Here is a 25,632-nt window from a genome sequence, read left to right on the forward strand (position 1 = left end):
TGCCCGGATTTGAAGACATGTCACATCAGTTCTGTCAGGCGGCAACTTGTGATTATACTAATGCGAAGAGGTGTTTGTTAATATGCTGTATCCTTCTATTGATGAAATGATGAACAAAGTCGACAGCAAGTATTCCCTTGTTGTTGCTGCTTCCCGCCGGGCTAGACAGCTACGTGAAGGTGAAAAAACGGATTTAAGAGGTGCGAGATCCCATAAACAAGTTGGCGTTGCACTGGAAGAAATCTATGGAGACCTGCTCGTTGTCATCAAAGGACAGGACGAAGAAGAAGAGTAAGCCGCCTGCGGCTGCTCTTCAACTGCATACGGCGCAAGCCGGATTAATTGACAACCGCGAGGTTGTTATTTTTTTACGAATAAGCGTATTTTAACGGAATCTTATTTAGACGTCGTATAAATATCGGGGGAAATAAATATGTTGAACGGTAAAAAAATCGTACTTGGTGTGACAGGCGGCATAGCCGCTTACAAAGCGGCAACATTATGCAGCAGACTGGTACAAAAGGGAGCGGATGTTCATGTCATTATGACAGCTTCCGCTACACAGTTTATTACCGAATTGACGCTGCAAACGTTGACTCGAAACACCGTATATACCGATACATTTGATGAGCGTGAGCCAGCAGTTGTATCCCACATTCATCTGGCCGATCTGGCTGATCTGGTTCTGGTTGCTCCGGCTACAGCGAATGTGATTGCCAAGATGGCGCACGGCATGGCAGATGATATGCTCTCAACGACGCTGCTTGCCACGACAGCCCCTGTCATGATTGCTCCAGCGATGAATGTACATATGTATGATCATCCAGCTGTAAAGCATAATATGAGCCTGCTGGTGGAACGGGGTGCCATGATGATTGAACCGGGTGAGGGTCTGCTTGCGTGTGGATATGTGGGCAAGGGACGTCTGGAAGAACCGGAGAGCATTGTGGACGTGGTGGAACGTTTCTTTGAACAGCGCGAGTCTGCAGACCGAAGTCGGCAGGGGCAAGCTGCATTGTTACAAGGCAAGAAGGTTGTCGTTACGGCTGGAGGTACGATTGAGCGCATTGACCCCGTACGATACATTACGAATGATTCATCTGGCAAAATGGGGTTTGCCATAGCTGCAGCTGCGCGTGATCTGGGGGCAGATGTGAAATTGGTCATGGGCAATACCCAAGCCGAGCCACCAGAGGACGTTGAGTTGATCCCTGTACAGTCTGCACAGGATATGTACGAAGCCGTAACACGTGAGTGGAATGACGCAGATATCGTGGTGAAGGCGGCGGCAGTTGCCGATTATCGTCCAAAGGAAGTTTACACTGAGAAGATCAAGAAGAAAGGCGACACGTTGTCGCTCGAACTTGTTAAAAATATAGATATTCTTGAAACGCTGGGCAAACAGAAAACCCATCAGTTTTTGATTGGTTTTGCTGCGGAGACTCAGTCCGTTGAGATGTATGCACGTGAGAAACTGGAACGGAAAAACTGTGATCTGATCGTAGCCAATGATGTAACCCGCACGGGTGCAGGATTTGGAACAGACACCAACGCGGTACTTATCTATGACCGGGAAGGTTTGGTGGAGGAGCTTCCAGTGTTGGCCAAGGACGATGTGGCTTATCGGTTGCTCCGGATTGCGGCGGAGCGCATTGCCGGGAGGAATTAGGATATGGAGATTGCCAAGGTCATTGTCGATGTTCCCGTGAAGGAAACAGACCGACCGTTTGATTACCTGGTACCTGAATCGATGAGGGAATGGATCGAGATTGGCAGCCGGGTGGGTGTACCTTTTGGTCATCGGACGGTGCAGGGATTCGTGATTGATCTTGTGCCGCGTACCGGAGAGGAAACATTCAAGCTCAAGCAGATTCAGGAGTTGCTGGACATTGTTCCCCCATTATCTAAGGATTTGGTTGAGTTGGCCGAATGGATGAGTGGGCGTTATGCCAGTAACCGGATTTTGTCATTGCAGGTTATGGTGCCGACCGCATTGAAAGGGAAAGCAGAGCGGTATATCTCGCTGGGAGATGCACTTGATAGCCAGATGGAGGGTGCACAACCGGATGATGAGGTGTTATTTGTTTGGGGAGAAGAGTCTACGAACGAAAAAGTGCAGCAGGACATCATCCGTTTTGTCAAAAGTCGGGGTCAGGTACCGTTGCAACAATTGAGTCGCAAATATCCCAATCATGCTGCACTAATTAAGAAATTATTGCTTGGTGGTGTGCTGCTGGAGAGTCAGGCCATCAAGGACAAGCTGAATAAAAAAACGATGAAGTCTGTTGATCTGGCCGTAGGTGTGGCTGCTGCTCAGGAAGCACTTGCATCATTCCCGGCGAAAGCACAGCGGCAGAAGGAGATTTTGGCTTTTTTGCTGGAAATGAAAGAACTGTTGCCCATGCCGATGAAAGAAGTGTTATCTACACTGCAGGTATCAGCGGCGACGATGAAGGGTCTTGAGGAAAAGGGATTGATCGTCACCGAGGATGTTGAGGTCTTTCGTGATCCTTATCAGGGCAGGAAGTTCAAAGCGACTGAACCGCTGGTTCTGACCGCCGAACAGAAACAGGTCTACGACAATATCAATGGTCGATTACAGGAACAGCGCCACGGGGTATTTTTGCTACATGGTGTTACGGGAAGCGGCAAGACGGAAGTCTATCTTCAAACCATTCAACGATGCATCGAGCAGGATCGGCAGGCTATTGTGCTTGTGCCTGAGATCGCACTGACACCACAGATGGTGGAACGCTTTAAAGGGAGATTCGGCAATCAGGTTGCTGTCATGCACAGTCGTCTGTCCGGTGGTGAACGTTATGATGAATGGCGCAAGATTCGCGAGGGTCAGGTGAAGGTTGCGATAGGGGCGCGTTCAGCCGTATTTGCTCCATTTAGTCGGCTTGGGTTGATCATTATGGATGAGGAACACGAGACTTCCTACAAACAGGAGGAAACGCCCAAATATCATGCCCGTGATGTAGCGGTAAAAAGAGCACAGCAACACCAGGCTGTGGTTGTCCTGGGTTCAGCGACACCGTCGCTGGAAAGTTACTATGCGGCACGCTCGCAGAGCAACGACGATTTTGCACCACTCTTGCTGGAGATGCCAACGCGGGCACTGGGCAACAAGCTGCCCGAAGTGCGAATTGTTGACATGCGCGAAGAGTTGAAGGATGGTAATCGCTCCATGTTCAGCAGGGCTTTGCACAAAGGGCTGGAGGAGCGCTTGGAACGTGGCGAACAGACGGTGCTTCTGCTGAATCGCCGTGGGTACTCAACCTTTGTCATGTGCCGAAGTTGTGGATATGTGGCAGGCTGTCCCGAATGTGATATTTCATTGACGTACCATCAGCGCTCCAATAATCTCCGTTGTCATTACTGCGGTTATGCGGAAGCGGCTCCGGAAGTTTGCCCGGATTGTGGAAGTGAGCATATTCGATATTTTGGTACAGGTACACAACGGGTTGAGGAAGAACTTGCGAAGCTATTTCCGGGGATTCGGGTCATACGGATGGATGTGGATACAACAACGGAAAAAGGGGCTCATGAGAAGCTGCTGAAACAGTTTCGTGAGAAAAAGGCAGACGTGTTGCTGGGCACCCAGATGGTTGCAAAAGGGCTCGACTTCCCGGATGTGACTCTGGTTGGCGTAATAACAGCGGATTCAGCATTGAATTTGCCTGATTTTCGCGCTGCCGAAAAAACGTTTCAGTTACTGACACAGGTCGCTGGCCGAGCGGGTCGGCATCAATTGCCTGGTGAGGTGTTTGTTCAGTCCTATACACCGGAGCACTACTCCATTGGCCATGCGAGTCATCATAACTATGTGTCGTTTGTACGGGAGGAATTGCTGCACCGTCGCAATTTGCAATATCCGCCTTACTGTCGTCTGATTCTGGTGACCTTTTCGCATGAGCAGCTTCCCGTGTTGATTCGTCTTGCCGAGAACTACACGCGGATACTGAAAGAGAAGGCTAATGCGGCTGGATGGCTCGGCAGTCTGGATCGATTCAGCAATGATGCTTTTGATGTACTGGGGCCGGTAGCGTCCCCGATTCCTCGGATCAAGAATAGATACAGATTCCAATGTATGATAAAATGGCGGGGGGATGTAGACGCCATAGGACTCGCTCTGGCGACAGCCCGGCGCATGGATGAGGATGTTCAAGCGCAGAAATTGCTCATTAGTCTGGATGTAGACCCGCAAATGTTAATGTAAACATTCTGCAGCAATGCAGATGTAAACAAGCGGTATAAACATAGATTAAAATGAAAACCCAAAAAATACAGAATATCGTCCTGAAATTATGATGAGGATTAGGAAGGTGCTTACAACATGTCGATTCGCATTATCGTGCAAGAACCAGATGAGGTGCTCCACAAGAGAGCGAAAGAAGTAACCAAAATTACACCGAATGTACAAAAATTGCTGGATGATATGGCTGATACCATGTACGATGCGGAAGGTGTAGGTCTTGCTGCGCCGCAGGTTGGCATTTTGAAACGTCTGATTGTTATCGACGCAGGTGATGAGCAAGGGCTGATCAAGATGATTAACCCGGAGATCATTGCAAGTGAGGGAGAGCAATTCGGACCGGAAGGCTGTCTGAGTATCCCTGGCATTAACGGTGATGTTCGCCGTTTTGAGACCGTTACGGTCAAAGGACTGGATCGTGAAGGCAAAGAGTTGATTATTACAGGTAGTGGCTTGCTGTCCCGTGCATTCCAGCATGAAATTGATCATCTGGATGGCGTGCTCTTTACGGATATCGCCGAGAAAGTGTACGAAATTGCAGCCGATCAAACGGGACCGCGTCGTAATTAAGGAGTGATCGATTTGAATATTGTTTTTATGGGAACACCTGAATTCGCAGTTCCTTCTCTCGATATGCTGATTGCAGAGGGATACCATGTGGTGGGTGTGGTGACTCAGCCTGATAAACCACAGGGACGCAAAAAAGTACTTACGCCAACACCGGTTAAGGCCGCGGCAGAACGCCACGGTCTGCCGGTGTTTCAACCCGTTAAATTGCGTGATCCGGAAGCGGTAGCTCGCTTGGCTGAATGGAAGCCGGACCTGATTGTGACTGCGGCTTTTGGTCAGATTCTGCCCAAAGCCGTGCTGGATATGCCTGTTCGCGGTTGTGTGAACGTGCATGGCTCTCTTTTGCCGAAATATCGGGGAGGAGCTCCGATCCAACGTTCCATTATTAACGGTGAATCCGTGACAGGAGTCACATTGATGTATATGGCTGAAGGTCTGGATACCGGAGATATGATCTCGCGTGTGGAACTGCCGATTACGGATGAAGATACATCAGGATCGATGTTTGATAAGTTAAGTGAGGCTGGTTCCAAACTGCTTCAGGCAGAAATGCCACGATTGATTGCAGGCGAGACAACGGCGGTCCCTCAGGATGATGCCGAAGCTTCGTATGCTCGCAATCTGACTCGGGATGACGAGAAGATGGACTGGAGTCGAACTTCACGTGAATTATTCAATCAGATCCGTGGCCTTGTGCCATTTTCGGGTGCATTCACGATGTGGGATGATCAGGTCTTCAAAGTCTGGGCTGCGGCTAACCCCAATCAGGTGGATCTGGTAACTTCTTCGGATGCTGGACAAGCAGAGCCGGGAACCGTGCTGCAATTGAACAAGGCAGGGATTGAAGTTCGTACAGGCGATGGGTCTCTCTGGTTAACTGAAGTGCAACCTGCAGGCAAAAAGGTGATACAAGCCGCTGACTTTGCCCGTGGCGGTACACTGAAACCTGGAACGGTGCTGCGATGAGCGGTAATACATCAGGTCGTTCGTCAGGACAAGGTCAGAAAGCTTCCGCGAATGCAGCCGGGCGCGAAGGGAACCGTCGTCCGAATCCGGGGAAATCGGGTGGCGCAGGAAATACTTCCTCAAATGGTGCATCTCGCTCCCAGAAACCCAAAACATCTGCTCGTGCATTGGCAGTCAAAGTTCTGAGTGCTGTTGAGCAAGATGGAGCATACAGTAATCTGGAGTTGAACCGTCGTCTGAAAGAGGCGGATTTGAGTCCTGCGGATGCTGGACTAGCTACCGAATTGGTGTATGGAACAATCGCTAGATTGAATACACTTGATTATTATCTGGAACGTTACGTCGCCAAAGGAGTATCCAAACTGCAACCATGGGTTCGCAGCCTGCTGCGGATCAGCGTATACCAGATGATATACCTGGATCGGATACCAGAGCATGCCGTGGTAAGCGAAGCGGTTAATCTGGCGAAGAAACTGGGCCATCAGGGAATCTCGGGAATGGTGAATGGTGTACTGCGCAATATGATCCGCAATCGGGATGAACTTCGTATTCCGGAACATCTGCCCGTTGCCGAACGTATTTCACTTGAGCATTCCCACCCGTTATGGATGGTTGAACGCTGGATTGTCCAGTACGGCGAGGAGACAGCGGAAGCCATCTGTCGTGCGAATAATGAACCACCAGCAGTAAGTGTCCGAGTCAACACAACGATGACCACACGGGAGAAACTGATGCATGAGATGGCAAGCACTGGTGCAGTCGTTGAAGCTTCCCAGTTGAGTTCCGATGGAATTCTTGTACGCAGTGGCGGAAATATGGCACTAACGTCCTGGTATCGGGACGGTTTATTCTCTGTACAGGACGAAAGTTCCATGCTCGTAGCAGAAGCGGTTGCGCCGGAAGAAGACCAGCTTGTATTGGATTGCTGCGCAGCCCCAGGAGGTAAAACAGCTCACATGGCTGAGAAAATGCACGATCGTGGTCGAATTGTCGCTAACGATGTACATGCTCACAAGCGCCAGCTGATCCTGGATCAGGCGGAGCGTCTTGGTCTGAGTTGCATCGATGCTGTAACCGGAGATGCTCTTAATCTGAACGAACGGTACCCGGAAGCGTCGTTTGACCGCATTTTGCTAGATGCACCATGTTCCGGCCTGGGTGTTATTCGACGCAAGCCAGATGTGAAATGGACCAAATCCGTAGAAGATATCGAAGATATCGCAGGCTTGCAGCGTGAACTGCTTAATCGTGTTGCGACACTGTTAAAACCAGGTGGTATTTTGGTTTATAGCACATGTACGATTGAGCCTGCTGAAAATGAGGATATGGTTGCAGACTTCCTGAATCGACATCCGGAATATCGCCCAGCAGAAGCATCCGTCTGGTCTGAATCGGAGACAGCCAACTTGAAGGTTGTGAACGGAGGCATTCAGATTTTGCCACAATACGCTCACAGTGACGGATTTTTCATCGCACGGTTGACAAAAACAGCGGAATAACAGTTTAATAAAGCACGGAAGCATGACCGCCGAGGGGAACTTCGGCGGATTTCTTTGTGATGGGGCTTCGGCATTATGGTCAGAGAAAAGGGATGACAGGGTGCGATGGCGGGATTGAGGTGTTATAATGCATGAAGTACAGATATCAAGGGTATACATGGATGTAACGTGGTCTTTGTGATAGAATAGGACGAATGGAACGAAAAGAAGGAAGCCAAACGAAAAGAAAAGAAGGAATAGGTGTTGACAATAAAATGAAACCTTTTATATATGATTATTCTCTGGAACAACTACAGCAATGGGCTGTTGAGAACGGGGAGGCGGCGTTTCGCGGTGGTCAAATCTTTGACTGGATTTATGTAAAACGCGTGAATGATTTCAGTGAAATGACAAATCTGTCCAAGCCATTGCGTGAGAAGCTGACAGAGCAATTTGAATTCGTAACACTCAAGGAAATTACAAAGTTTGAATCCAAGGATGGAACGGTCAAATTCCTCTTTGGTCTTCATGATGATCATGCCATTGAGACAGTAATCATGAAGCATAACTACGGGAACAGCATCTGTGTAACCACACAGGTTGGATGTCGTATTGGTTGTACATTCTGTGCATCTACATTGGGTGGACTCAAGCGTAACCTTACAGCCGGGGAGATTGTTGCCCAGGTTGTGCAGGCTCAGAAAATTCTGGATGAACGCGGCGAACGCGTAAGCAGCATTGTAATCATGGGTTCAGGCGAACCTTTCGAAAACTATGAAGCAACGATGACTTTCCTGCGCATTATGATTCATGAAAAAGGTCTGAACATTGGTCAGCGGCACATCACGGTATCAACAAGTGGAATCGTTCCGAACATCTACAAGTTTGCAGATGAAGACACACAGATTAACCTCGCGATTTCGATCCATGCACCGAATGATGCACTTCGTTCGAAACTGATGCCGGTTAACCGCCGTTTTCCTTTTGAAGACGTGATGGAGTCCCTTCGTTATTATCTGGCCAAAACAGGTCGGAGAATTACGTTTGAGTATGCGCTTATTGGTGGCGTAAACGATCAGCCAGAGCATGCAGCAGAACTGGCAAGTGTGCTTAAGAACATGTTGTGCCACGTGAATCTGATTCCGGTTAACCATGTACCTGAACGCAAGTACGTAAGAACATCGAGAAGCGACATTTTCAATTTTCAGAAGATTCTTTCGGAACAGGGTGTTAATGTAACCATTCGTCGTGAACAGGGACATGATATTGCTGCCGCTTGCGGTCAGCTTCGTGCAAAGCATATGGAGTTGAGGTGAGAACGTTTTGATCAAAACAGTTCATGTGAGCCATATCGGACGAGTGCGTTCGGTGAATGAGGATTCAGCCTGGATTCGTAATCTCGAGACAGGATATATTCTGGGTATTGTTGCCGATGGCATGGGCGGACATCTTGCAGGGGATACGGCAAGCCGCTTGGCAGTGGAGACGCTGGTACAAGATTTGGGAACACTGGAACCAGGTCTGTCGCATGCGTCTCTGTCTGCAGCTCTTAGCGATGCAATTTTGCATGCCAACGAAGTTATCTTCCGCACGGCATCCACAGATGACAAGTATCATAATATGGGCACAACGGTGGTTGCGGCATTGTTGAACGATACGGAAGGTGTTATTGGGCACATCGGTGATAGCAGAGCCTACAAAATTGCGAACAAAGCTGTAGTTCAGCTAACCGAAGACCATACACTGGTGAATGAATTGTTCAAAAATGGTCAGATTAGCAAAGAGGATGTGTCCCATCATCCACGTCGCAACGTACTAACTCGTGCGCTTGGAACAGATGCCGAGGTGAAGGTGGACCTGGACACCGTCAAGCTGGAGGAAGGCGAAGTTCTACTCCTGTGCAGTGATGGTCTCAGTAACCTGGTCAGCAATGAGCAGATTATTCAGGTTGCCGGCAATCTGGAACTGGCATTGGAAGATCGCGCAGACCGACTGCTCCAGTTGGCTTTACTTGCCGGGGGAGACGACAACATCACGGTTGCATTGTTCGAGTTGCAGAGGGATGGTTCCGTGGATACGGAAACGGGGTGTGAGTCATGATTGGGCACCAGCTAGGCGGACGCTATGAAGTGATTGAGCGTGTCGGCGGTGGCGGCATGGCTCTTGTGTACAAAGCACAGGATCTTCTGTTAAACCGGAATGTAGCGATTAAAGTCCTTAGACAACAGTTTGTGCATGACGAAGAGTTTATTCGCCGTTTCCGCAGGGAAGCACAATCGGCAGCATCGCTGTCTCATCCGAATGTAGTCAGCATTTATGACGTGGGGCAGGAAGATGACGTTCATTATATTGTCATGGAGTACGTGGAAGGCAAGAACCTGAATGAAATTATTAAAGAACGTGCGCCTCTGCAGGTGGACGAATCGGTGCGAATTGCTTCACAGATTGCAGATGCTCTTGATCACGCACATCATAATCAAATCATTCATCGGGATATCAAACCCCATAATATATTAATTGGCCGGAATGGCCGTGTGAAAGTAACGGATTTCGGGATTGCCCGTGCCGTTACATCTACAACGATTACGCAGACGGGTTCTGTAGTCGGTTCTGTACATTACTTCTCACCGGAGCATGCCAAAGGCATCGTTACTGGTGAAAAATCGGACTTATATTCTCTTGGGATCGTACTCTATCAAATGCTTACGGGGCAACTTCCGTTTCTGGGTGAAAGCCCAATCAGTGTGGCATTGAAGCATTTGCAAGAAGAGTTCGACGAACCACGCAAATTCAATCCCTTGATTCCGCAAAGTGTTGAGAATGTCATCTTGAAATCCATGCGTAAAAATCCGCAGGAACGTTATCAATCGGCCAAGGAAATGCAGACCGATCTGGAAACCTGCCTGATGCCGGAGAGACGTAATGAAACAAAGATTGATTTTCCTGACGAGGATGATATCGACCAGACTCGTGTTATGCCTGCCATCAAGCCTGAACCGCGAGGAGTTACGTCGACGGGTGCGGTGCCGGTGATGGAGTCTGACGAAGAAACAGGCAAGGGTAAAACGAAATCCAAGAACTGGAAGAAACCAGCACTACTCATTTCATTAACTGTTCTTATTCTAATCGCCATGGTGGGCGTTGTATGGTATGTCAAGGGTATGCTGGTTGTGCCTGAAGTTACCGTTCCTAACGTAATCACACAGACGGAAGAAAAGGCTCGTGAGATGCTTGAGGAGAAGGGACTCGTCGTCAGTGATGAGGTTATTCGTCTCTATCAGGAAGGCGTCGAACCTGGAATTGTCTATGACCAGAGCAGAAAAGAAGGCGATGTCGTCAAAGAAGGTTCTGAGGTCCAGATCAGTGTTGGTGCTGAAAAAGAACTGGTGAAGATGATTGATGTCAAACAGGAGACTTATGATGAGGCTGTCAAGAAGCTGACTGCGCTTGGCATCAAGGAAGATCAGATTCAGCGGAAAGAAGAGTACTCCAATGAAGTGGCTTCAGGTTCTGTTATTTCCCAGACACCGGGTGTCAATGAGGAATTCGATCCTGCTATAGTTCAGATTGAGTTAATCGTAAGTAAAGGTACGGAGACGGTCAAAATGCCTGACCTGAAAAATCTTACCCGCAGTGAAGCCGAAGAAAAACTGAAATCTGCCGGACTTGAGCTTGCTCAGGTGCAGGAAGAATCAAGTTATACGGTGGACCAGGGCAAAGTGACGCAGCAGTGGCCTGTGGAAGCGGGCACAGAGGTTAGTCCTGGCGATAAGATTACAATCTTTATCAGTACAGGGTATCCGCCTGAAGCGCTGAAATATCCTTTTAATATCAATGTATCACCCAAAGAAGAGGGTAAAAACAGTAAAATCCGTATCACATATGAAGATGCACGCGGCAAGAATCAGGAATGGGGAACACGTACCGTGAACTCAACCCAGACTTTGACCATTCCGCTTGTGCTGGCACCAAATGAGAATGGGGCTGTGTCCGTATATCGGGATGGACAGTTCCTGGATACGTATCTTGTCTCCTACAGTGAAGCCAAAAACGGAACAGTGAATGTACCTTCCATTGACCCGGAACAAAACACGCAGACGCCGCCAGAAAATGAGCCTGACCCAGGGCAAGGCAGCGTAGATGAGGGCAGTGTTGACCCCAATCAGGAAGGCGATCCTGAGTCCACACCGGCAGACGGTGAAGGTGACAGCGAAGATGAAGACACTTCTGCCATGAATAATGGTAAAGGACACGGCAAGGAAAAAGAGAAGAAGAAGGAAGTCATTAACGCATCAAGCCGTCCATAAGGGCGGCTTATGCTGGCGTCTGGATTAAATGTACCATCATCAAAAGGAGGGCGACGGAGCTATGCCAGAAGGTATCATCGTTAAAGCGCTAAGCGGTTACTATTATGTCATGCCAGTGGAAGACAACGGGGTTCCTTCGGTTGAAGGTTCCGCCGTTCAATGTCGAGCCAGAGGTATCTTCAGAAAACGGGGAACATCACCGCTTGTAGGTGACCGTGTCAGCTACATGTTGACTGAGAACGGAGAAGGAACGGTAGATGAAATCCGGAAGCGTGAGACTGAACTCATCCGTCCTCCGGTAGCCAACGTAAGTTTGGCTGTTCTGTTGTTCTCGGTGAAAGAACCGGATATGAACCTGAATCTGTTGGACAAGTTCCTTGTTCACATCGAGCAGGCTGGTCTGGATGCTCTGATTGTTCTGACCAAACAGGATTTGGCTGATCCAGCCAAAGACACGGTTGCCGAAGTCAAAGCATTGTATGAACAGGTTGGTTATGAAGTGATCTCCACAAGTTCACGTACCGGCGAAGGCAGTGAACTGCTCAGAGAACGTCTCGCTGGCAAGATTAGCGTATTCTCAGGTCAATCCGGTGTAGGCAAGTCGTCCATGTTAAATGCATTGATGCCTGGCCTTACGCTGGAAACGAGTGCGATCAGCATGCGTCTTGGACGAGGAAAACACACCACCAGGCACGTAGAACTTATCCCGTTGGATAATGGCGGGTTTGTTGCAGATACGCCGGGATTCAGCCAATTGGACTTTCTGGAGATCGGCGTGGAGGAACTCTCCACGTGTTTCCGGGAATTCGCCCAGTTTGCAGATCAGTGCAAGTTCCGAGGCTGTACCCATACCCATGAACCAGGTTGCCGTGTGCTTGCGGCCAAGGAGGAAGGTCTCATCTCCGAAAGCCGATATGAACACTATGTGCTATTCCTGACTGAAATGAAAGATAAGAAGCGGAGGTATTAACATGATTAAAATTGCCCCATCGATATTATCAGCAGATTTTGCCCGACTTGGTGCGGAAGTTGCAGAAGCCCAAGCTGCAGGAGGAGACTGGATTCATGTTGACGTTATGGACGGTCATTTCGTCCCTAATATTACGCTTGGACCTGCCATTGTGAAGGCCATCGCTCCACATACAAGCTTGCCGCTCGATGTGCACTTGATGATTGAGAATCCGGAGCGTTATGTTGAGGAATTTGCCAAAGCGGGTGCAGCGGTAATTACCGTTCATGCTGAGGCGTGTGTGCATCTGCACCGGGTCATTCACCTGATCAAGGAACAGGGAGTGAAAGCAGGAGTTGCCCTTAATCCGGGAACGCCGGCGTCTGCCATTCTTGAAGTTCTGGATGATGTGGACATGGTTCTTGTTATGACAGTGAATCCTGGTTTTGGCGGACAGGCTTTCATCTCGGGTACCATGAACAAAATCAAGCAGATTCGTACCTGGTTGAACGAAAAGGGACGCCATGATGTACATATCGAAGTAGATGGCGGAATTGCAGCCGATACAGCCCCGCTTGTGGTGGAAGCTGGAGCGGATGTGCTCGTTGCTGGGAGTGCCGTATTTGGCCGTGAGGATCGAGCTGCCGCGATAACGGAAATTCGCAGTAGCTACGGAGGCTGATCTATGACCCTTAAGGAGACACTGTGGACGATGGCTGCGAGTCTGGTGACGGGACTTGTGCTTGCTCTGTTTGCGGTTATTCAATCCCCGTATAATGCCATTACGTCATTAATCGGGGTAGGCGTTGTTATTATGTATTTCCGCAAATTTGATCGTACGGGACATCGGGTTACTTTTGTTATCTTCGGCATACTGTATTATTTAATGAGTGTTTTCATGATCGCTGCCTATCAATATATTCCTACCCAAACGTAAATGACCTGATTTTCGGGCTTGTCATTGTGGAATAGGGATGGATGGTTCCGCATAAATATGGTTACATGAGCAGGTTTCTCATGTAGCCTTTTTTGTCGTGTTAAGGTAAAGAAGGCCTGAAGCATAGGATACGGCGGACGCATGAGCATGATGGGGAGGGTGAATTATGAAATTTTACACATTCAAACTGCCGAAGTTTTTGGGAGGGTTTGTAAAGGCGATTCTTAATACGTTTCAAAAGAACTGATCCGATTGATAAGGTAACAGGGAATACCGCCGCTTTGGCTCAGGCTTATCTGAGATTCTTACCTGCGCAGCGCCATGCGGCGGCCATTCACATGTTAATGAGCGTATTCAAGAATCCCTTTTTGAATACCAAAAAAGCACCTGCAAGGAACAAGGTGCTTTTTGCTTACCCGATTTATAGTAGCTTTGCGTGATTATACGCGAGTCACTTTACCGGCTTTCAGTGCACGGGTGCTTACGTATACACGTTTTGGTTTGCCGTCAACGAGAATGCGGACCTTCTGAACGTTTACGCCCCAAGTACGACGGTTACGGTTGTTAGCGTGGGATACGTGGTTACCGGTGCCCGGTTTCTTACCTGTCACATAACATTTGCGAGACATAGATTACACCTCCTATCCTAAAATAACCAGTTGCCTTCAGAAACGAAAAGTCATTCCATAAGGACTAAATTGTTCTTCCTGATCTTAAAGATCAGGCTTCAGTAGCTAATGGCGTTGTTTAAGCCGGCATAACCGGATCATTTCCATTACTTAACCTGCATAAAACAATACTTGAATATAATATCATAATCAAAAAAGCTTCGTCAACTGATCCAAAAACTTTATTTATTTCTCCTGTCTAATATAGTACAATGTTGAGTAGTCCATAATACAGTGGTGAACAGGCTGTTGCCGTGAGGAAGTCGGAGAATATACCGTACTTAGAGGTCGGTGGTCTGCTTTTTGGCAACGCTGTGAGCTGCGGCATTCCATCATTGGCACCAGTCTCCATGCGGCATTCATGCCGGCTCTTGATACCGGTGCATATCCGTATGCCCCGAAGTTAGGGGTGCAGAGAGTGCAGGATATTGGTAGCCCGGCCGCCCAGACCGTTAATCCGGCTGACAAGTTGTATTGTATGCCTGTGCCGGACAAGGTATGGACGAAGAATAACGCAGTCCGCGTTAGCGCATGAACAGACCAGACACATCTTGGTGCAAGGTGTTCGTGTATCAAGCTAGGAAGGGGAATTCTCACTTGAGTATACGTTCTTTAAATGGAACAGATTTCACCGCAATGGTACTTGCCGGAGCGGAACAACTTGGACAGCATGCAGAGCACGTCAATTCCCTGAATGTTTTCCCTGTGCCGGATGGTGACACGGGAACGAACATGAATTTGACAATGAGTGCAGGAGTTGCAGAGATTAAAAGAAAAAGTTCTGCCTCCATCGGAGAAGCTGCCGGTATTCTATCGAAAGGCCTGCTTATGGGCGCACGGGGGAATTCAGGAGTTATTCTGTCGCAATTGTTCCGTGGATTTAGTCGTTCAGCTGCTCCCTATGAGGAACTGAATACGCTCCAATTTGCAGCAGCCCTGCAGAACGGTGTTGACGCAGCTTACAAGGCAGTCGTAAAACCCGTTGAAGGGACCATTCTTACCGTAGCCAAGGAAGCGGCGAAACATGCCAATTACTACGCAAGACGGACGAATGATATTACTGAATTAATGAATGAAGTTTTGTTAAAAGCAAAAGAAGCACTGGCAATGACTCCGGAATTGCTTCCTGTACTGAAACAGGTGGGTGTTGTGGATTCAGGTGGTCAGGGGCTTGTATATATCTACGAGGGCTTTATGGAAGTATTGCTGCAAAGTGACGGTGCGAATCGTACTTCGCTGAACAAAGAAGTAACCCCATCCGTGGCAGCATCTGCTTTGAAACCGGCTGCACCCGCAGAAGTGGATATCAAGAAGCCTGCACAGCAGCAGGTGATTGCACCGGAGATGCCACTGTCTGCTCAGGCGAGATTGGAAACGGAAGATATCGAATTCCTGTATGATATGGAATTTTTCATTAACCGCGAGCTTGGAGAGAACGCAGGTATGGCATTTGATGATGAAGCATTCCGGAAAGCGTTGTCAGTTAATGGAGATTCGATCATTATCATTGCCGATGATGAAGTCATCAAAGTTCATGTCCATTCCAAGACACCAGGTGATGTATTGAATCTGGCACTGCACTATGGTGAGATAACACAGATTCACATTCTCAATATGCGTGAGCAGCATCGCGATCTCCTGACAGCAGGCATGGACATTGCTCCATCCCCTGAATTGTTTGCAGAGATTCCACCTGAGGCAGCGCGCAGTATGGAAGAGGCTGTGCTTCCTGCAGATGAGATGGCGCCTTATGGTTTTATTGCGGTATCTTCGGAGACGGTATTGCAGAGATTTTCCAAAGTCTTGGCGTGGATGTTGTTCTGTCCGGTGGACAGACGATGAATCCGAGTACTGAGGATTTTGTAAAAGCTGTACGTTCCATTTCTGCAGAGCAAGTATTCATACTCCCGAATAACTCGAATATTGTACTGGCTGCGGAGCAGGCACGTGAACTGCTTGAAGATGAGCGCCGAATTACGGTTATTCCTAGCAAGACCATTCCACAGGGAATGGCTGCTGCTTTTGCTTTCCAGGAAGATGAATCTGCGGAAACGAACCGTGACCAAATGGTGGAGGCCATCAGCCGGGTGCAGTCCGGTCAAGTGACTCACGCGGTTCGTGATACGCAATATGATGAATTGGATATCAAGGCAGGACACTATATCGGTATTCATAACTCCAAAATTGTAGCGACGGATGAAAGCATGCTTCAAGCATGTGAAGGTCTGCTCAAGCAGATGATGGAGAGTGGAGATGAAGTGGTGACGGTTCTTGAAGGGGACGAAGCTGATCCTGAGGTTACTGCTGCCCTCGCTGCATGGCTTGAAGTACAGTATCCTGATGCTGAGGTAGAGGTACATCGTGGAGGACAGCCAGTGTACTATTATTTGTTCTCCGTAGAGTCCTAATAAAGGTTGTTCGAAAAGTCTCTCGTTGACTTTTCGAACATGTATTAATAGCACTCTAGCGAAGAGGGGGAGAATCATGAGCCACAAGGTTGCGATAGTAACAGACAGTACGGCGGATATTCCTGAAGAAATCATTCGCAAATACGGAATTCACATTGTTCCGCTACGTGTTCTGTTCGGCGAAGAGACCTATGCAGATGGCGTTGATCTGACTTCGGAACAATTCTACGAAAAATTGAAGAGGGTATCTGTGCTGCCTACAACTTCACAGCCTTCTCCAACCGATTTCATGAATGTATATCAAGCACTGCTTGATGAGAACCCGGATCGACCGATTGTATCGATTCACCTGTCATCTGGCATGAGTGGTACCTATCAATCGGCCATGCTTGGCAAGTCTCTGCTGGAGCGTGAGGGTGACATCACCGTGCTGGATTCAAAGTCAGCATCGTATGGATACGGTTTAATGGTGGTACAGGCTGCTGAACTTGCCGAACAAGGCAAGCCAGCAGTCGAAATCGCTGCTGCCATTGAAGGGATGCAACAATCTCGCAAATTGTTCTTTCTCGTGGATACTCTGGAGTATCTGCAAAAGGGCGGTCGGATTGGCAAAGCTTCAGCCATCTTGGGAACGTTGCTTAATATTAAGCCGATCCTGTCTATTGATGAAGAAGGCGTGATCTACGCAGTTGAGAAAGTCAGAGGTCATAAAAAAGCAATGGCACGCATTATTGAGCTGTTCCAGAAGGATCTTGTAGGCAAACGGGTTAACCTGGCGGTAGGTCATACCGCTGACCCGGGATCAGCAATCGCTTGCGCAGAGCAGCTGCGTGGTCATTTTACACTGAATGAAGTGGTCTATACCAATATTGGGGCCGTCATCGGCAGTCATGTTGGACCTGGTGTCATTGCGATCTTTATGTGGCCTGTTCCGGAATGAGGGATTAGACATGAAATTGGAAGAAATATCAGTTAAGCAAATTAACGGCGTGAGTGCTCTCAAAGAGGGAGAGCTTCACGCCTTTGGCATCTCTACTGTTAAAGACCTGCTGGAATACTACCCGTTCCGTTACGAGGATTATCGTCTGCGTTCCCTTAGTGAAGTGAAGGATGGGGACAAGATAACGGTCCAGGGACAGGTGATGGGTATTCCTGTATTACAACGTTACGGTAAAAAGTCGCGTCTTACCTGTAAGATCATGACGGAAGAGTGGATGATCACAGCAACGTGGTTTAATCGCCATTTCCTCAAAGAACAGCTTACTCCCAATCGGGAGATTGTGATTACGGGAAAATGGGAACAAAAACGTATGCAGATGACCGTGACTGACTCGGAGTTCCCCGATAAAGGCGATGGGCGTTCAGGCACACTGCAACCTGTATATTCAGTAACAGGCAAGTTGACGCAGCAATGGATGCGGAAAACGATAAATCAGGGATTGATTCAGTTCGGTGACATGATTCCCGAGATTCTTCCCCAGTCGTTGATGAAGAAATACAGCTTAATGCCACGCAAACAGGCGATTGCGGGGATTCATCGTCCACAGGACAACCGGGAAGGTCAGCAGGCCAGACAGCGAATGGTGTATGAAGAGCTGTTTCTGTTCCAGTTGAAGATGCAGGCGTATCGTGCATTAAACCGGAATCGCATGGATGGCGTGGTACACACCACGGACAATACAACGATTCGTGAGTTTGTACGCAGTCTACCTTTTGAATTGACAGACGCTCAGAAAAAGGTGGAGCTCGAGATCCTGCATGATATGCGTTCACCCTATGCGATGAATCGGTTATTGCAGGGTGATGTCGGATCGGGGAAAACGGTTATTGCGGCGATTGCGCTATATACGACTGTTCGCTCCGGTTTTCAAGGGGCTCTGATGGTGCCTACGGAAATTCTGGCGGAGCAGCATATGCGTTCACTGCAAAAGCTGTTTGAACCGTTTGGGGTAACCGTAGGGCTGTTAACAGGCAGTGTAAATGGGCGTAAACGTAAAGATCTGATCGCATCGTTGCAAATGGGCATGATTGATATTGTAGTGGGTACACACGCCCTGATTCAGGAAGATGTTTTCTTCCGGGATCTGGGCCTTGTGGTGACGGACGAGCAGCATCGCTTCGGGGTGAATCAGCGCAGCGTTTTACGACGCAAGGGATATAATCCGGATGTATTAACGATGACGGCTACGCCCATTCCACGGACACTCGCCATCACGGCTTTTGGGGATATTGAGGTATCCACGATCTCAGAGCGTCCGAAAGGACGGATTCCGATCTCTACCTATTGGGTCAAGCACGATATGATGGAGCGGGTGCTCGGGTTCATTTCCAGAGAAGTGGATCAGGGACGTCAGGCCTATCTGATCTGTCCACTCATTGAAGAGTCGGAGAAGCTGGATGTGCAGAATGCGATAGATCTGCACGTGCAGATGCAGCAGAACTTTCCGAAATATCGTGTAGGACTGCTGCATGGACGAATGACGGCTGCGGAGAAAGAAGAGATGATGCGTGACTTCTATAGCAATGATATTCAGCTGCTCGTCTCCACCACCGTTGTGGAGGTAGGGGTCGATGTGCCGAATGCAACGTTAATGGTCATTATGGATGCGGATCGTTTCGGTCTGTCCCAGCTGCATCAGCTTCGTGGTCGGGTTGGTCGTGGTGCCCATGCATCCTATTGTGTACTGATTGCTGATCCCAAGACAGAGGTCGGGCAGGAACGCATGAAGGTCATGACGGAAACGGAGGATGGATTCGAGGTATCTCGTCGGGACCTGGATCTTCGGGGTCCGGGTGATTTTTTTGGTACAAAACAAAGCGGATTGCCCGAGTTCCGTCTTGCCGACATGGTTGCCGATTTTGCTGTGCTGGAACAAGCACGAGATGATGTATCCCGGTTGATTTCGGAAGCGAATTTCTGGACGTCTGTGGACTATGCAGCTCTGCGTGATTTCCTGCAGCAACAGCAAGTATTCAAAGGCGATCTGATTGATTAAAGCTTCCCTTGACAGCTGTTTTTCGGTTGACCTTAGTAAAAAAAGACAAGTGTACAAGCCCTCCCGACATATGAATAAGAAGTGAGTTCATTACTTGGGAGGTGCTATACGTTTTGGGTTATCAACAATATGGAATTAGTCCGCAGCTGGTGGAGCGGATCAAATTAAAGATGAAGAATCCGGCTGTCAAAGAGCGTATCAAGAAATTGATTGATGGCGTGACGAAGTCTGATCTGCAGGATAAGGCCAAGGTCAGAAGATTGGTCAAGTCTTCCGCAGTCATTATGAATGAAAATTTCTCTGCGGCACAGGAGGAGCAGTTTGTTGCGTTTGTGCTTGCACAGAAGATTGATCCGAACAATACATTTCATCTGATTAAGCTGTGGGGGATGTTTAGGTAGGGATTCCATGTAATATTGGGTGAGCTAAAATAGAGTTGTTTACACGTGGGCACTACGATGACAGAATAACCTTCCGAGCGCTGTTATCCCCAGATTTTCTGATTGACCCTTTTCAAGGTGAAATCCGGGGATAAAGGCGCACGCTTCGCTTCTTTAGGTTATTTCTGTCCTCTCCGTTGTGGTGTAAACGAAAGTACTTTAGAAAGACCAAATTACATGATTGATTGTTTGGTAATTTAGGAAGAGGTGTTCCATTAGTCATGTAGATGACATGATGGAACACCCTTTTTTTGTGTGGTGGAGAGCAGCTGGGATGAAGACAGTCTTAGTTAAGTTTCGAATTGGGAATTTTATGTATTTTCTTTAGTTGTACTCTTTTCATCTTGGAAAGAGCTGATGAATATTAAAGTTATGACTAAAACTACAATGATAATGCTATTGGAAGGGAATTCTTTCAGCATGTAGTCTTGCACAAGTAAGATTAGGATTGAAATAAATAAAATAAGTTTTAGGACAAGCCTTGTTGAGCGATCGGGATGTTGACTTCGTCTGGAGACAGCATATAGGGTAAGCCATATTAGACTAAAAAGAAAAAATGAACCTAGCAGTAAAATGGCAAGCATGCATGAACACCTTTCTGTTATTAATTTTGAACAATTGGAATAACATGACAAGTCATTAATTATATCATAGGAATTTCTGGATTTGTTGATTATATGGAAATATGAAGTGATCGCTGGCCTATACATGTGCTTTTTTTTTTGATTTCACAGGATGTACTTTGCTTTCCTCCGGGGGGAGCGGTAAACTGTTGCATACGAGTTGTATGGATCAGGCTTAATATAGATGTTGTGGCGGAATGGCGTTACATCCATAAGACATGTTTTTATTTTGGACAGATGTGGAGGAAGTACGATTGGAAATGTTTACGATGCTGCTGGGTTTATTTGAACGAGCGGCGCTGCTGATTATATTTTTATTCTTTCTTTCGAGGGTGCCGAGGTTCAGGCAGATTCTGCAAAAGGGGAAATTAAGATGGCAGGAGTCTATTGCAGTTACCTTGTTATTCTGTGCTTTTGCCATCTTCGGGACATATACCGGCATTAATGTGGAAGGTTCTCTGGTGAATGTGCGGATCATCGCCGTGTTATCTGGTGGTATTTTGTTTGGAGCGCCTGTGGGTATTATTACGGGGATTGTTTCCGGGGTGCATCGGTATTTGATCGATATGGATGGAGTCACAGCCATACCGTGTCTTATCACAAGTATCCTGGCAGGTTTGGTCTCCGGATATATACATAAGTACACGCCCAAGCCCAAGCGATGGATTATCGGTATTGGTGCTGGGATGATCTGCGAAGCGCTCACGATGTTACTGATCCTGCTATTTTCCTATCCCGATCCACTGGGTGCCGATATTGTTTCGAAGATTGCGTTGCCCATGATACTGGGTGAAATCAATATTGGTCTGATTGTGCTCCTGGTGCAGAGTGTTGAAGGGGAAAAAGAAATGATTGCAGCTCGTCAGGCGAAGCTGGCGCTAGAGATTGCGAACAAGACCTTACCGTATTTCCGGTCCATCGATGAGGATTCTCTGCGCAAGATCTGCCGGATTATTCAAGAGGATATTCAGGCTGATGCGGTTGCGATCACCGATACTCGGAATGTACTGGCTTATGTGGGATTTGGTGAGGAACGCTATCATATTGGTAATGAAATTATAAGTGAGATGACCAAGAAGACGATCTCCAGCGGGGAGATTACGATCAGTAATGATGTCATTGACGAAAAAACACCGGATATCCACTCGCTGTTAATCATTCCGCTCAAGGAACGAGGGGACATTACAGGTGCGCTCAAAATCTATTATCGCAAAGCCTACAAAATTACGTATCCTTTGCAAACGATGGCTGTAGGTCTGTCGCAGATCATCTCGACACAGATGGAAGTATCACGGGTAGAAGAGATTAAGGCTGCAGCCAACAAAGCAGAGCTCCGCGCATTGCAGACTACCATTCATCCTCATTTTCTGTTTAATGCGCTAAATGCGATTGCTTCATCCATTCGAACCAAACCGGATCGTGCGAGGGAACTGATTGTGAATCTATCGGGGTACATGCGTTACAATCTGGAGCTGTCGGATGAGTTAATTGATATTCATAAGGAACTGGAGCAGGTCCGTAATTATGTAGAGATTGAGAAAGCCCGCTTTGGCAGCCGGTTGAATGTAATCTATGAGATTGATGAGGTCGCGGTGCATATTCCGAGCCTTGTCATTCAGCCGCTCGTCGAAAATGCAATTATTCATGGCATTCTCAAGGTGAAAGGACCAGGGACTGTTCGAATTCGGGTACAGGATTATCCGGAGTTTGTACGAATCAGTGTCAGTGATACAGGCGCAGGTATTAGTGCAGATATTATTGAACGCGTATATCATGACCGTATGCCTGGTAACCAGATCGGGCTGTATAATGTGCATCGCCGGGTCAAGCTTATTTACGGTCACGGTGTAACCATTACAAGACTGGAACAAGGAACCGATATTTTATTTGATGTGCCCAAAGGAGATGTCGTAACAAGGTGATGATGGATCAATGAGAGCTCTTATTGTGGAAGACGAGATTCTGGCAAGCGAAGAACTGAATTACTTAATTCAGGAACATAGTCAGATTGAGGTAGTGGATCGCCTTGAAGACGGGCTGGATGTACTGAAATTTTTGCAGGAACAAGAAGTGGACGTCATTTTCCTCGATATCAATATTCCCTCGCTGGATGGCATGATGCTGGCCCATCATATTGGGAAGTTTGCTACAAAACCCTATATTGTTTTTACTACGGCGTATAAGGAACATGCAGCAGAAGCCTTTGAATTGGAGGCATTCGATTATATTTTGAAGCCTTATGACGAGAAGAGAATCGCTGCGATGCTCCATAAGCTGGAGATGGCTTTCAAGCGTGATCACACGCCGGCGGAGCAACATGTTGAGGATGGAACAGCCCCTGCGGCGGACGGATATTCTGCTGTTCAGGGTGAACTGGTACGAGATATGAATTCCCATACGGACAGAAGAATTAATCTGCTGCGGAATGACAATATTATTGTTACGGATACGGCAGATATCTACTATGCGGAAGCGCAAGAGAAAGTGACGAAGGTATATACCAAAAATGGGGAGTTCACCATGCCAGTGAGCATATCGGATTTTCACAGCCGTTTGCCACAGGACACGTTCTTTCGCTGCCACCGTTCGTACGTTGTCAATCTGTCGCAAATCCGTGAAATCGTGCCTTGGTTCAACAATACGTATCTGCTTCGCCTGCGCGATCTGGAAGCTGAAGTACCCGTGAGTCGCGGGAAGGTCAAAGAATTCAGGCAACTCATGCGCATCTAGAAGCATTTCATTCCGCATCTGATGCAACTCATGCTCAAAACGGTGTAATGAATCCCCTTTCATGTATGATTACCTTGTGAACGCATTCATGTATATGACATCGGCAAAGGGGAGATCACGATGAAAGCAGCAATTTCATCCGTTCCATCAACACCTGAATCAACATTTGCACCTACAAAAATGAACCGCTGGCTTATTGTTTTGGGGACCATCATTGTACAAATGGGTCTTGGAACCATCTATACCTGGAGTTTATTTAATCAACCGCTGTCTGACCGTTTCGGATGGGACGTCAGCTCGGTCGCGATAACTTTTTCAATTACCAGTTTTGCTTTGGCATTTGCCACGTTGTTTGCAGGACGGTTGCAGGAACGTTGGGGTCTTCAGCGCCTGATCCGTGTGGCCGGGGTTGTGCTTGGGCTGGGTCTTATTCTGAGTTCCCAAGTCTCTTCGTTAACATTGCTGTACATTTTGGCTGGATTTGTCGTTGGTTTTGCAGATGGTACGGCGTACATTACGTCGTTGTCCAATCTGATCAAATGGTTCCCGGAGCGTAAAGGTCTGATCTCGGGAATCTCGGTAGGTGCCTTCGGTACCGGTAGTCTATTGTTCAAATATGTGAACTCGGCTTTGATTGGGGCCGTTGGTCCTGCTCAGGCATTTATGTATTGGGGCATTATCGTTCTGGTTCTGGTGGTTGCGGGGTCATTCCTGATTCGTGAAGCCGTTGTTCGTGAACAGGCTCCGGCAAGCAAGGAAGGGTCCAAACAAGTCGTGGCACGTCATGACTATACTGTGAAAGAGATGCTGCGTACAAAAGAAGCGTATATGCTGTTCGTTATTTTCTTCACGGCATGTATGAGCGGTTTGTATCTAATCGGTATTGTCAAAGATATCGGGGTGCAGCTTGCAGGTCTTGATGTAGCTACAGCTGCCAACGCAGTGGCCATGGTTGCAATCTTTAACACAGCAGGGCGGATTATTCTTGGGGCACTGTCAGATAAAGTAGGACGGATGAAAGTCATCGCTGGTGCGCTGCTGGTTACAGCCGTAGCTGTTATGACACTTAGTCTGGTTCAACTAACCTTCGGGATTTTCTTCGCCTGTGTAGCGGCCGTTGCATTCTGCTTCGGTGGTAATATTACGGTATTCCCGGCGATTGTAGCCGATTACTTCGGACTGAAAAATCAGAGCAAAAACTATGGCGTGATTTACCAGGGATTTGGATTCGGTGCTTTGGCAGGATCATTCATCAGTGCCCTGCTGGGCGGATTCCATCTTACCTTCATCGTGATTGCGGTACTCTGTGCTGTCTCGCTGTTGCTTGCACTGATCATTACCCCTCCAGGTCAAGGTCGTCGTGCACGTCAACGTGAAAAACAGATGAACCTGAAGCCTTCATCACGGGCAAGCTAACAACATGAACTGGAAGTATGGAAAACGGAACAGAGAATATTTCTTCATCTTATAAAGCAAATTAATAAACAAATGAAGTAAAGCGGTCTCCAGATGAGGCCGCTTTTTGGTATCTTCTACAGTACCCCATTGCCAGTCTGTTGGTCCGATTAGACCATCTGGCTGCCTGCGAGCATGTTGCCTGATGTGCATTACATCATTCGCTTCTGTTATACTCTAGGTGAATTCAATAACACCAAGACCAAGTTATGTACCCCAGAGGAGGCATATCATGAAATTCATTAAATACACACAACCTGATTTTGATGATTATTATGCATTGGTTTCCAATATGGAAGTGATGAAACAGATTACAGAACGTGCAATACCGGAGCAAGAGGCGAGAACGCAATTCGAGTCCATGCTGGATTTTAATGAGCGTTCCACTTGCGGACATTACCGGGTATTTAGCGAAGATGGTGCCGGTGTGGCGTATGCCAAATTGATTCCGGATCAAGAGGACCCGACCAGAGCTGAGATTGGTTACATGATCCTGCCTGAACATTGGGGAAAAGGCCAAGGCACATCCATTGCGTCACGGTTGATTATCCAGGCACAAGCTGCAGGGATTGGATCGCTCTATGCAGTTATCGATCCGTCTAACGTCGCTTCCCGTCAGATCTTAAACAGACAGAACTTTGTGTCCACATGGACAGGTGATTACGATGGTCTTCCTGGTGAGATTTTGGAGTTAAATCTTCAAAGGAAGCGGTAAAGGAAGGGTTCTGAGGGTAATCAGATCATATGGGCATCTTGCATAAGGCGGATCAAGCTTATCATCATCATGGTCATGAGCTTAATCATGCGGATCTCATGTAAGATGCCTATATAGAGATGTGGAGGAGAT

The 25,632-nt window shown here is 47.7% G+C and carries 21 protein-coding genes and 1 pseudogene; 21 read left to right on the forward strand and 1 reads right to left on the reverse strand.

The genetic code is table 11. The features are described 5' to 3' along the window. The first annotated feature begins 82 nt into the window (after nucleotides 1-82). From rpoZ to spoVM, 13 genes are all read left to right on the forward strand, one after another. Nucleotides 83-295 (forward strand): DNA-directed RNA polymerase subunit omega, encoded by a 213-nt coding sequence (gene rpoZ / locus ACTHPG_RS17175; RefSeq protein WP_036614619.1) that lies wholly within the window; start codon nucleotides 83-85, stop codon nucleotides 293-295. Nucleotides 296-433: 138 nt separating this feature from the next. Next, nucleotides 434-1,669, forward strand: coding sequence for a bifunctional phosphopantothenoylcysteine decarboxylase/phosphopantothenate--cysteine ligase CoaBC (coaBC, locus tag ACTHPG_RS17180; protein ID WP_440390716.1), 1,236 nt, complete (start codon nucleotides 434-436; stop codon nucleotides 1,667-1,669). A 3-nt stretch (nucleotides 1,670-1,672) separates the two neighbouring features. Further along, a complete protein-coding gene (priA, locus tag ACTHPG_RS17185) occupies nucleotides 1,673-4,222 on the forward strand; it encodes a primosomal protein N' (protein ID WP_440390717.1) in 2,550 nt (849 codons plus the stop codon). A 117-nt stretch (nucleotides 4,223-4,339) separates the two neighbouring features. Continuing rightward, nucleotides 4,340-4,828 carry a peptide deformylase gene (gene def / locus ACTHPG_RS17190; protein ID WP_145322836.1) on the forward strand — a complete coding sequence of 163 codons (489 nt, stop codon included), beginning with the start codon at nucleotides 4,340-4,342 and terminating at the stop codon, nucleotides 4,826-4,828. A 12-nt stretch (nucleotides 4,829-4,840) separates the two neighbouring features. Continuing rightward, nucleotides 4,841-5,794, forward strand: a complete 954-nt coding sequence (gene fmt / locus ACTHPG_RS17195) for a methionyl-tRNA formyltransferase (RefSeq protein ID WP_440390718.1) — start codon at nucleotides 4,841-4,843, stop codon at nucleotides 5,792-5,794. Continuing rightward, nucleotides 5,791-7,293, forward strand: a complete 1,503-nt coding sequence (gene rsmB, locus ACTHPG_RS17200; RefSeq protein ID WP_440390719.1) for a 16S rRNA (cytosine(967)-C(5))-methyltransferase RsmB — start codon at nucleotides 5,791-5,793, stop codon at nucleotides 7,291-7,293. Before fmt ends, rsmB begins: the two co-directional genes overlap by 4 nt. A gap of 254 nt (nucleotides 7,294-7,547) precedes the next feature. Further along, nucleotides 7,548-8,588: a 23S rRNA (adenine(2503)-C(2))-methyltransferase RlmN gene (gene rlmN / locus ACTHPG_RS17205; RefSeq protein ID WP_440390720.1), complete on the forward strand. Its 1,041-nt coding sequence runs from the start codon at nucleotides 7,548-7,550 to the stop codon at nucleotides 8,586-8,588. A 7-nt stretch (nucleotides 8,589-8,595) separates the two neighbouring features. Further along, nucleotides 8,596-9,372 carry a Stp1/IreP family PP2C-type Ser/Thr phosphatase gene (locus ACTHPG_RS17210; protein WP_440390721.1) on the forward strand — a complete coding sequence of 259 codons (777 nt, stop codon included), beginning with the start codon at nucleotides 8,596-8,598 and terminating at the stop codon, nucleotides 9,370-9,372. Further along, entirely contained in the window at nucleotides 9,369-11,579 is a 2,211-nt protein-coding gene (gene pknB, locus ACTHPG_RS17215) for a Stk1 family PASTA domain-containing Ser/Thr kinase (RefSeq protein ID WP_440390722.1), read from the forward strand. Before ACTHPG_RS17210 ends, pknB begins: the two co-directional genes overlap by 4 nt. A 61-nt stretch (nucleotides 11,580-11,640) precedes the next feature. Further along, nucleotides 11,641-12,549, forward strand: coding sequence for a ribosome small subunit-dependent GTPase A (rsgA, locus tag ACTHPG_RS17220; RefSeq protein WP_440390723.1), 909 nt, complete (start codon nucleotides 11,641-11,643; stop codon nucleotides 12,547-12,549). 1 nt (nucleotide 12,550) lies between these two features. Beyond that, on the forward strand, nucleotides 12,551-13,210 hold the full coding sequence (gene rpe, locus ACTHPG_RS17225; RefSeq protein WP_433745189.1) for a ribulose-phosphate 3-epimerase: 660 nt from the start codon (nucleotides 12,551-12,553) through the stop codon (nucleotides 13,208-13,210). Between the two features lie 3 nt (nucleotides 13,211-13,213). Further along, entirely contained in the window at nucleotides 13,214-13,465 is a 252-nt protein-coding gene (locus ACTHPG_RS17230) for a hypothetical protein (RefSeq protein WP_105410212.1), read from the forward strand. Nucleotides 13,466-13,631: 166 nt separating this feature from the next. Beyond that, nucleotides 13,632-13,712 carry a stage V sporulation protein SpoVM gene (gene spoVM, locus ACTHPG_RS17235; protein WP_019424875.1) on the forward strand — a complete coding sequence of 27 codons (81 nt, stop codon included), beginning with the start codon at nucleotides 13,632-13,634 and terminating at the stop codon, nucleotides 13,710-13,712. A gap of 193 nt (nucleotides 13,713-13,905) precedes the next feature. Here spoVM and rpmB read toward each other — a convergent pair whose 3' ends face one another. Then, nucleotides 13,906-14,094: a 50S ribosomal protein L28 gene (rpmB, locus tag ACTHPG_RS17240; RefSeq protein ID WP_017687459.1), complete on the reverse strand. Its 189-nt coding sequence runs from the start codon at nucleotides 14,092-14,094 to the stop codon at nucleotides 13,906-13,908. A gap of 636 nt (nucleotides 14,095-14,730) precedes the next feature. Between rpmB and ACTHPG_RS17245 the strand changes: the two are divergent. From ACTHPG_RS17245 to ACTHPG_RS17280, 8 genes and pseudogenes are all read left to right on the forward strand, one after another. Continuing rightward, nucleotides 14,731-16,541: pseudogene (locus ACTHPG_RS17245) on the forward strand (DAK2 domain-containing protein). A gap of 76 nt (nucleotides 16,542-16,617) precedes the next feature. Next, a complete protein-coding gene (locus ACTHPG_RS17250; RefSeq protein ID WP_440390724.1) occupies nucleotides 16,618-17,481 on the forward strand; it encodes a DegV family protein in 864 nt (287 codons plus the stop codon). Nucleotides 17,482-17,491: 10 nt separating this feature from the next. Further along, complete coding sequence (gene recG, locus ACTHPG_RS17255; RefSeq protein ID WP_440390725.1) at nucleotides 17,492-19,537, forward strand: ATP-dependent DNA helicase RecG; 2,046 nt, start codon at nucleotides 17,492-17,494, stop codon at nucleotides 19,535-19,537. Nucleotides 19,538-19,650: 113 nt separating this feature from the next. Next, nucleotides 19,651-19,938: a stage VI sporulation protein F gene (locus ACTHPG_RS17260; RefSeq protein WP_278299015.1), complete on the forward strand. Its 288-nt coding sequence runs from the start codon at nucleotides 19,651-19,653 to the stop codon at nucleotides 19,936-19,938. 931 nt (nucleotides 19,939-20,869) lie between these two features. Next, complete coding sequence (locus ACTHPG_RS17265) at nucleotides 20,870-22,522, forward strand: LytS/YhcK type 5TM receptor domain-containing protein (protein ID WP_440390834.1); 1,653 nt, start codon at nucleotides 20,870-20,872, stop codon at nucleotides 22,520-22,522. A gap of 10 nt (nucleotides 22,523-22,532) precedes the next feature. Continuing rightward, nucleotides 22,533-23,330: a LytR/AlgR family response regulator transcription factor gene (locus ACTHPG_RS17270; protein WP_440390726.1), complete on the forward strand. Its 798-nt coding sequence runs from the start codon at nucleotides 22,533-22,535 to the stop codon at nucleotides 23,328-23,330. 180 nt (nucleotides 23,331-23,510) lie between these two features. Further along, nucleotides 23,511-24,746, forward strand: a complete 1,236-nt coding sequence (locus ACTHPG_RS17275) for an L-lactate MFS transporter (RefSeq protein WP_440390835.1) — start codon at nucleotides 23,511-23,513, stop codon at nucleotides 24,744-24,746. Nucleotides 24,747-25,017: 271 nt separating this feature from the next. After that, on the forward strand, nucleotides 25,018-25,500 hold the full coding sequence (locus ACTHPG_RS17280) for a GNAT family N-acetyltransferase (RefSeq protein ID WP_440390727.1): 483 nt from the start codon (nucleotides 25,018-25,020) through the stop codon (nucleotides 25,498-25,500). Nucleotides 25,501-25,632: the final 132 nt, after the last annotated feature.

It is taken from the genome of Paenibacillus sp. SAF-068 (assembly GCF_051967555.1).
Classification (GTDB): domain Bacteria; phylum Bacillota; class Bacilli; order Paenibacillales; family Paenibacillaceae; genus Paenibacillus.

Excerpts from the sequence above, each read along its gene's own strand:
- ACTHPG_RS17265 (WP_440390834.1), top strand. The coding sequence starts at position 20,870 with ATGCTGCTGGGTTTATTTGAACGAGCGGCGCTGCTGATTATATTTTTA.
- rsmB (WP_440390719.1), top strand. The coding sequence starts at position 5,791 with ATGAGCGGTAATACATCAGGTCGTTCGTCAGGACAAGGTCAGAAAGCT.
- ACTHPG_RS17230 (WP_105410212.1), top strand. The coding sequence starts at position 13,214 with ATGACCCTTAAGGAGACACTGTGGACGATGGCTGCGAGTCTGGTGACG.
- rlmN (WP_440390720.1), top strand. The coding sequence starts at position 7,548 with ATGAAACCTTTTATATATGATTATTCTCTGGAACAACTACAGCAATGG.
- ACTHPG_RS17275 (WP_440390835.1), top strand. The coding sequence starts at position 23,511 with ATGAACCGCTGGCTTATTGTTTTGGGGACCATCATTGTACAAATGGGT.
- spoVM (WP_019424875.1), top strand. The coding sequence starts at position 13,632 with ATGAAATTTTACACATTCAAACTGCCGAAGTTTTTGGGAGGGTTTGTA.
- priA (WP_440390717.1), top strand. The coding sequence starts at position 1,673 with ATGGAGATTGCCAAGGTCATTGTCGATGTTCCCGTGAAGGAAACAGAC.
- pknB (WP_440390722.1), top strand. The coding sequence starts at position 9,369 with ATGATTGGGCACCAGCTAGGCGGACGCTATGAAGTGATTGAGCGTGTC.
- rpe (WP_433745189.1), top strand. The coding sequence starts at position 12,551 with ATGATTAAAATTGCCCCATCGATATTATCAGCAGATTTTGCCCGACTT.
- rpoZ (WP_036614619.1), top strand. The coding sequence starts at position 83 with ATGCTGTATCCTTCTATTGATGAAATGATGAACAAAGTCGACAGCAAG.
- def (WP_145322836.1), top strand. The coding sequence starts at position 4,340 with ATGTCGATTCGCATTATCGTGCAAGAACCAGATGAGGTGCTCCACAAG.
- ACTHPG_RS17280 (WP_440390727.1), top strand. The coding sequence starts at position 25,018 with ATGAAATTCATTAAATACACACAACCTGATTTTGATGATTATTATGCA.
- recG (WP_440390725.1), top strand. The coding sequence starts at position 17,492 with ATGAAATTGGAAGAAATATCAGTTAAGCAAATTAACGGCGTGAGTGCT.
- ACTHPG_RS17250 (WP_440390724.1), top strand. The coding sequence starts at position 16,618 with ATGAGCCACAAGGTTGCGATAGTAACAGACAGTACGGCGGATATTCCT.
- rpmB (WP_017687459.1), bottom strand. The coding sequence starts at position 14,094 with ATGTCTCGCAAATGTTATGTGACAGGTAAGAAACCGGGCACCGGTAAC.
- coaBC (WP_440390716.1), top strand. The coding sequence starts at position 434 with ATGTTGAACGGTAAAAAAATCGTACTTGGTGTGACAGGCGGCATAGCC.
- rsgA (WP_440390723.1), top strand. The coding sequence starts at position 11,641 with ATGCCAGAAGGTATCATCGTTAAAGCGCTAAGCGGTTACTATTATGTC.
- ACTHPG_RS17270 (WP_440390726.1), top strand. The coding sequence starts at position 22,533 with ATGAGAGCTCTTATTGTGGAAGACGAGATTCTGGCAAGCGAAGAACTG.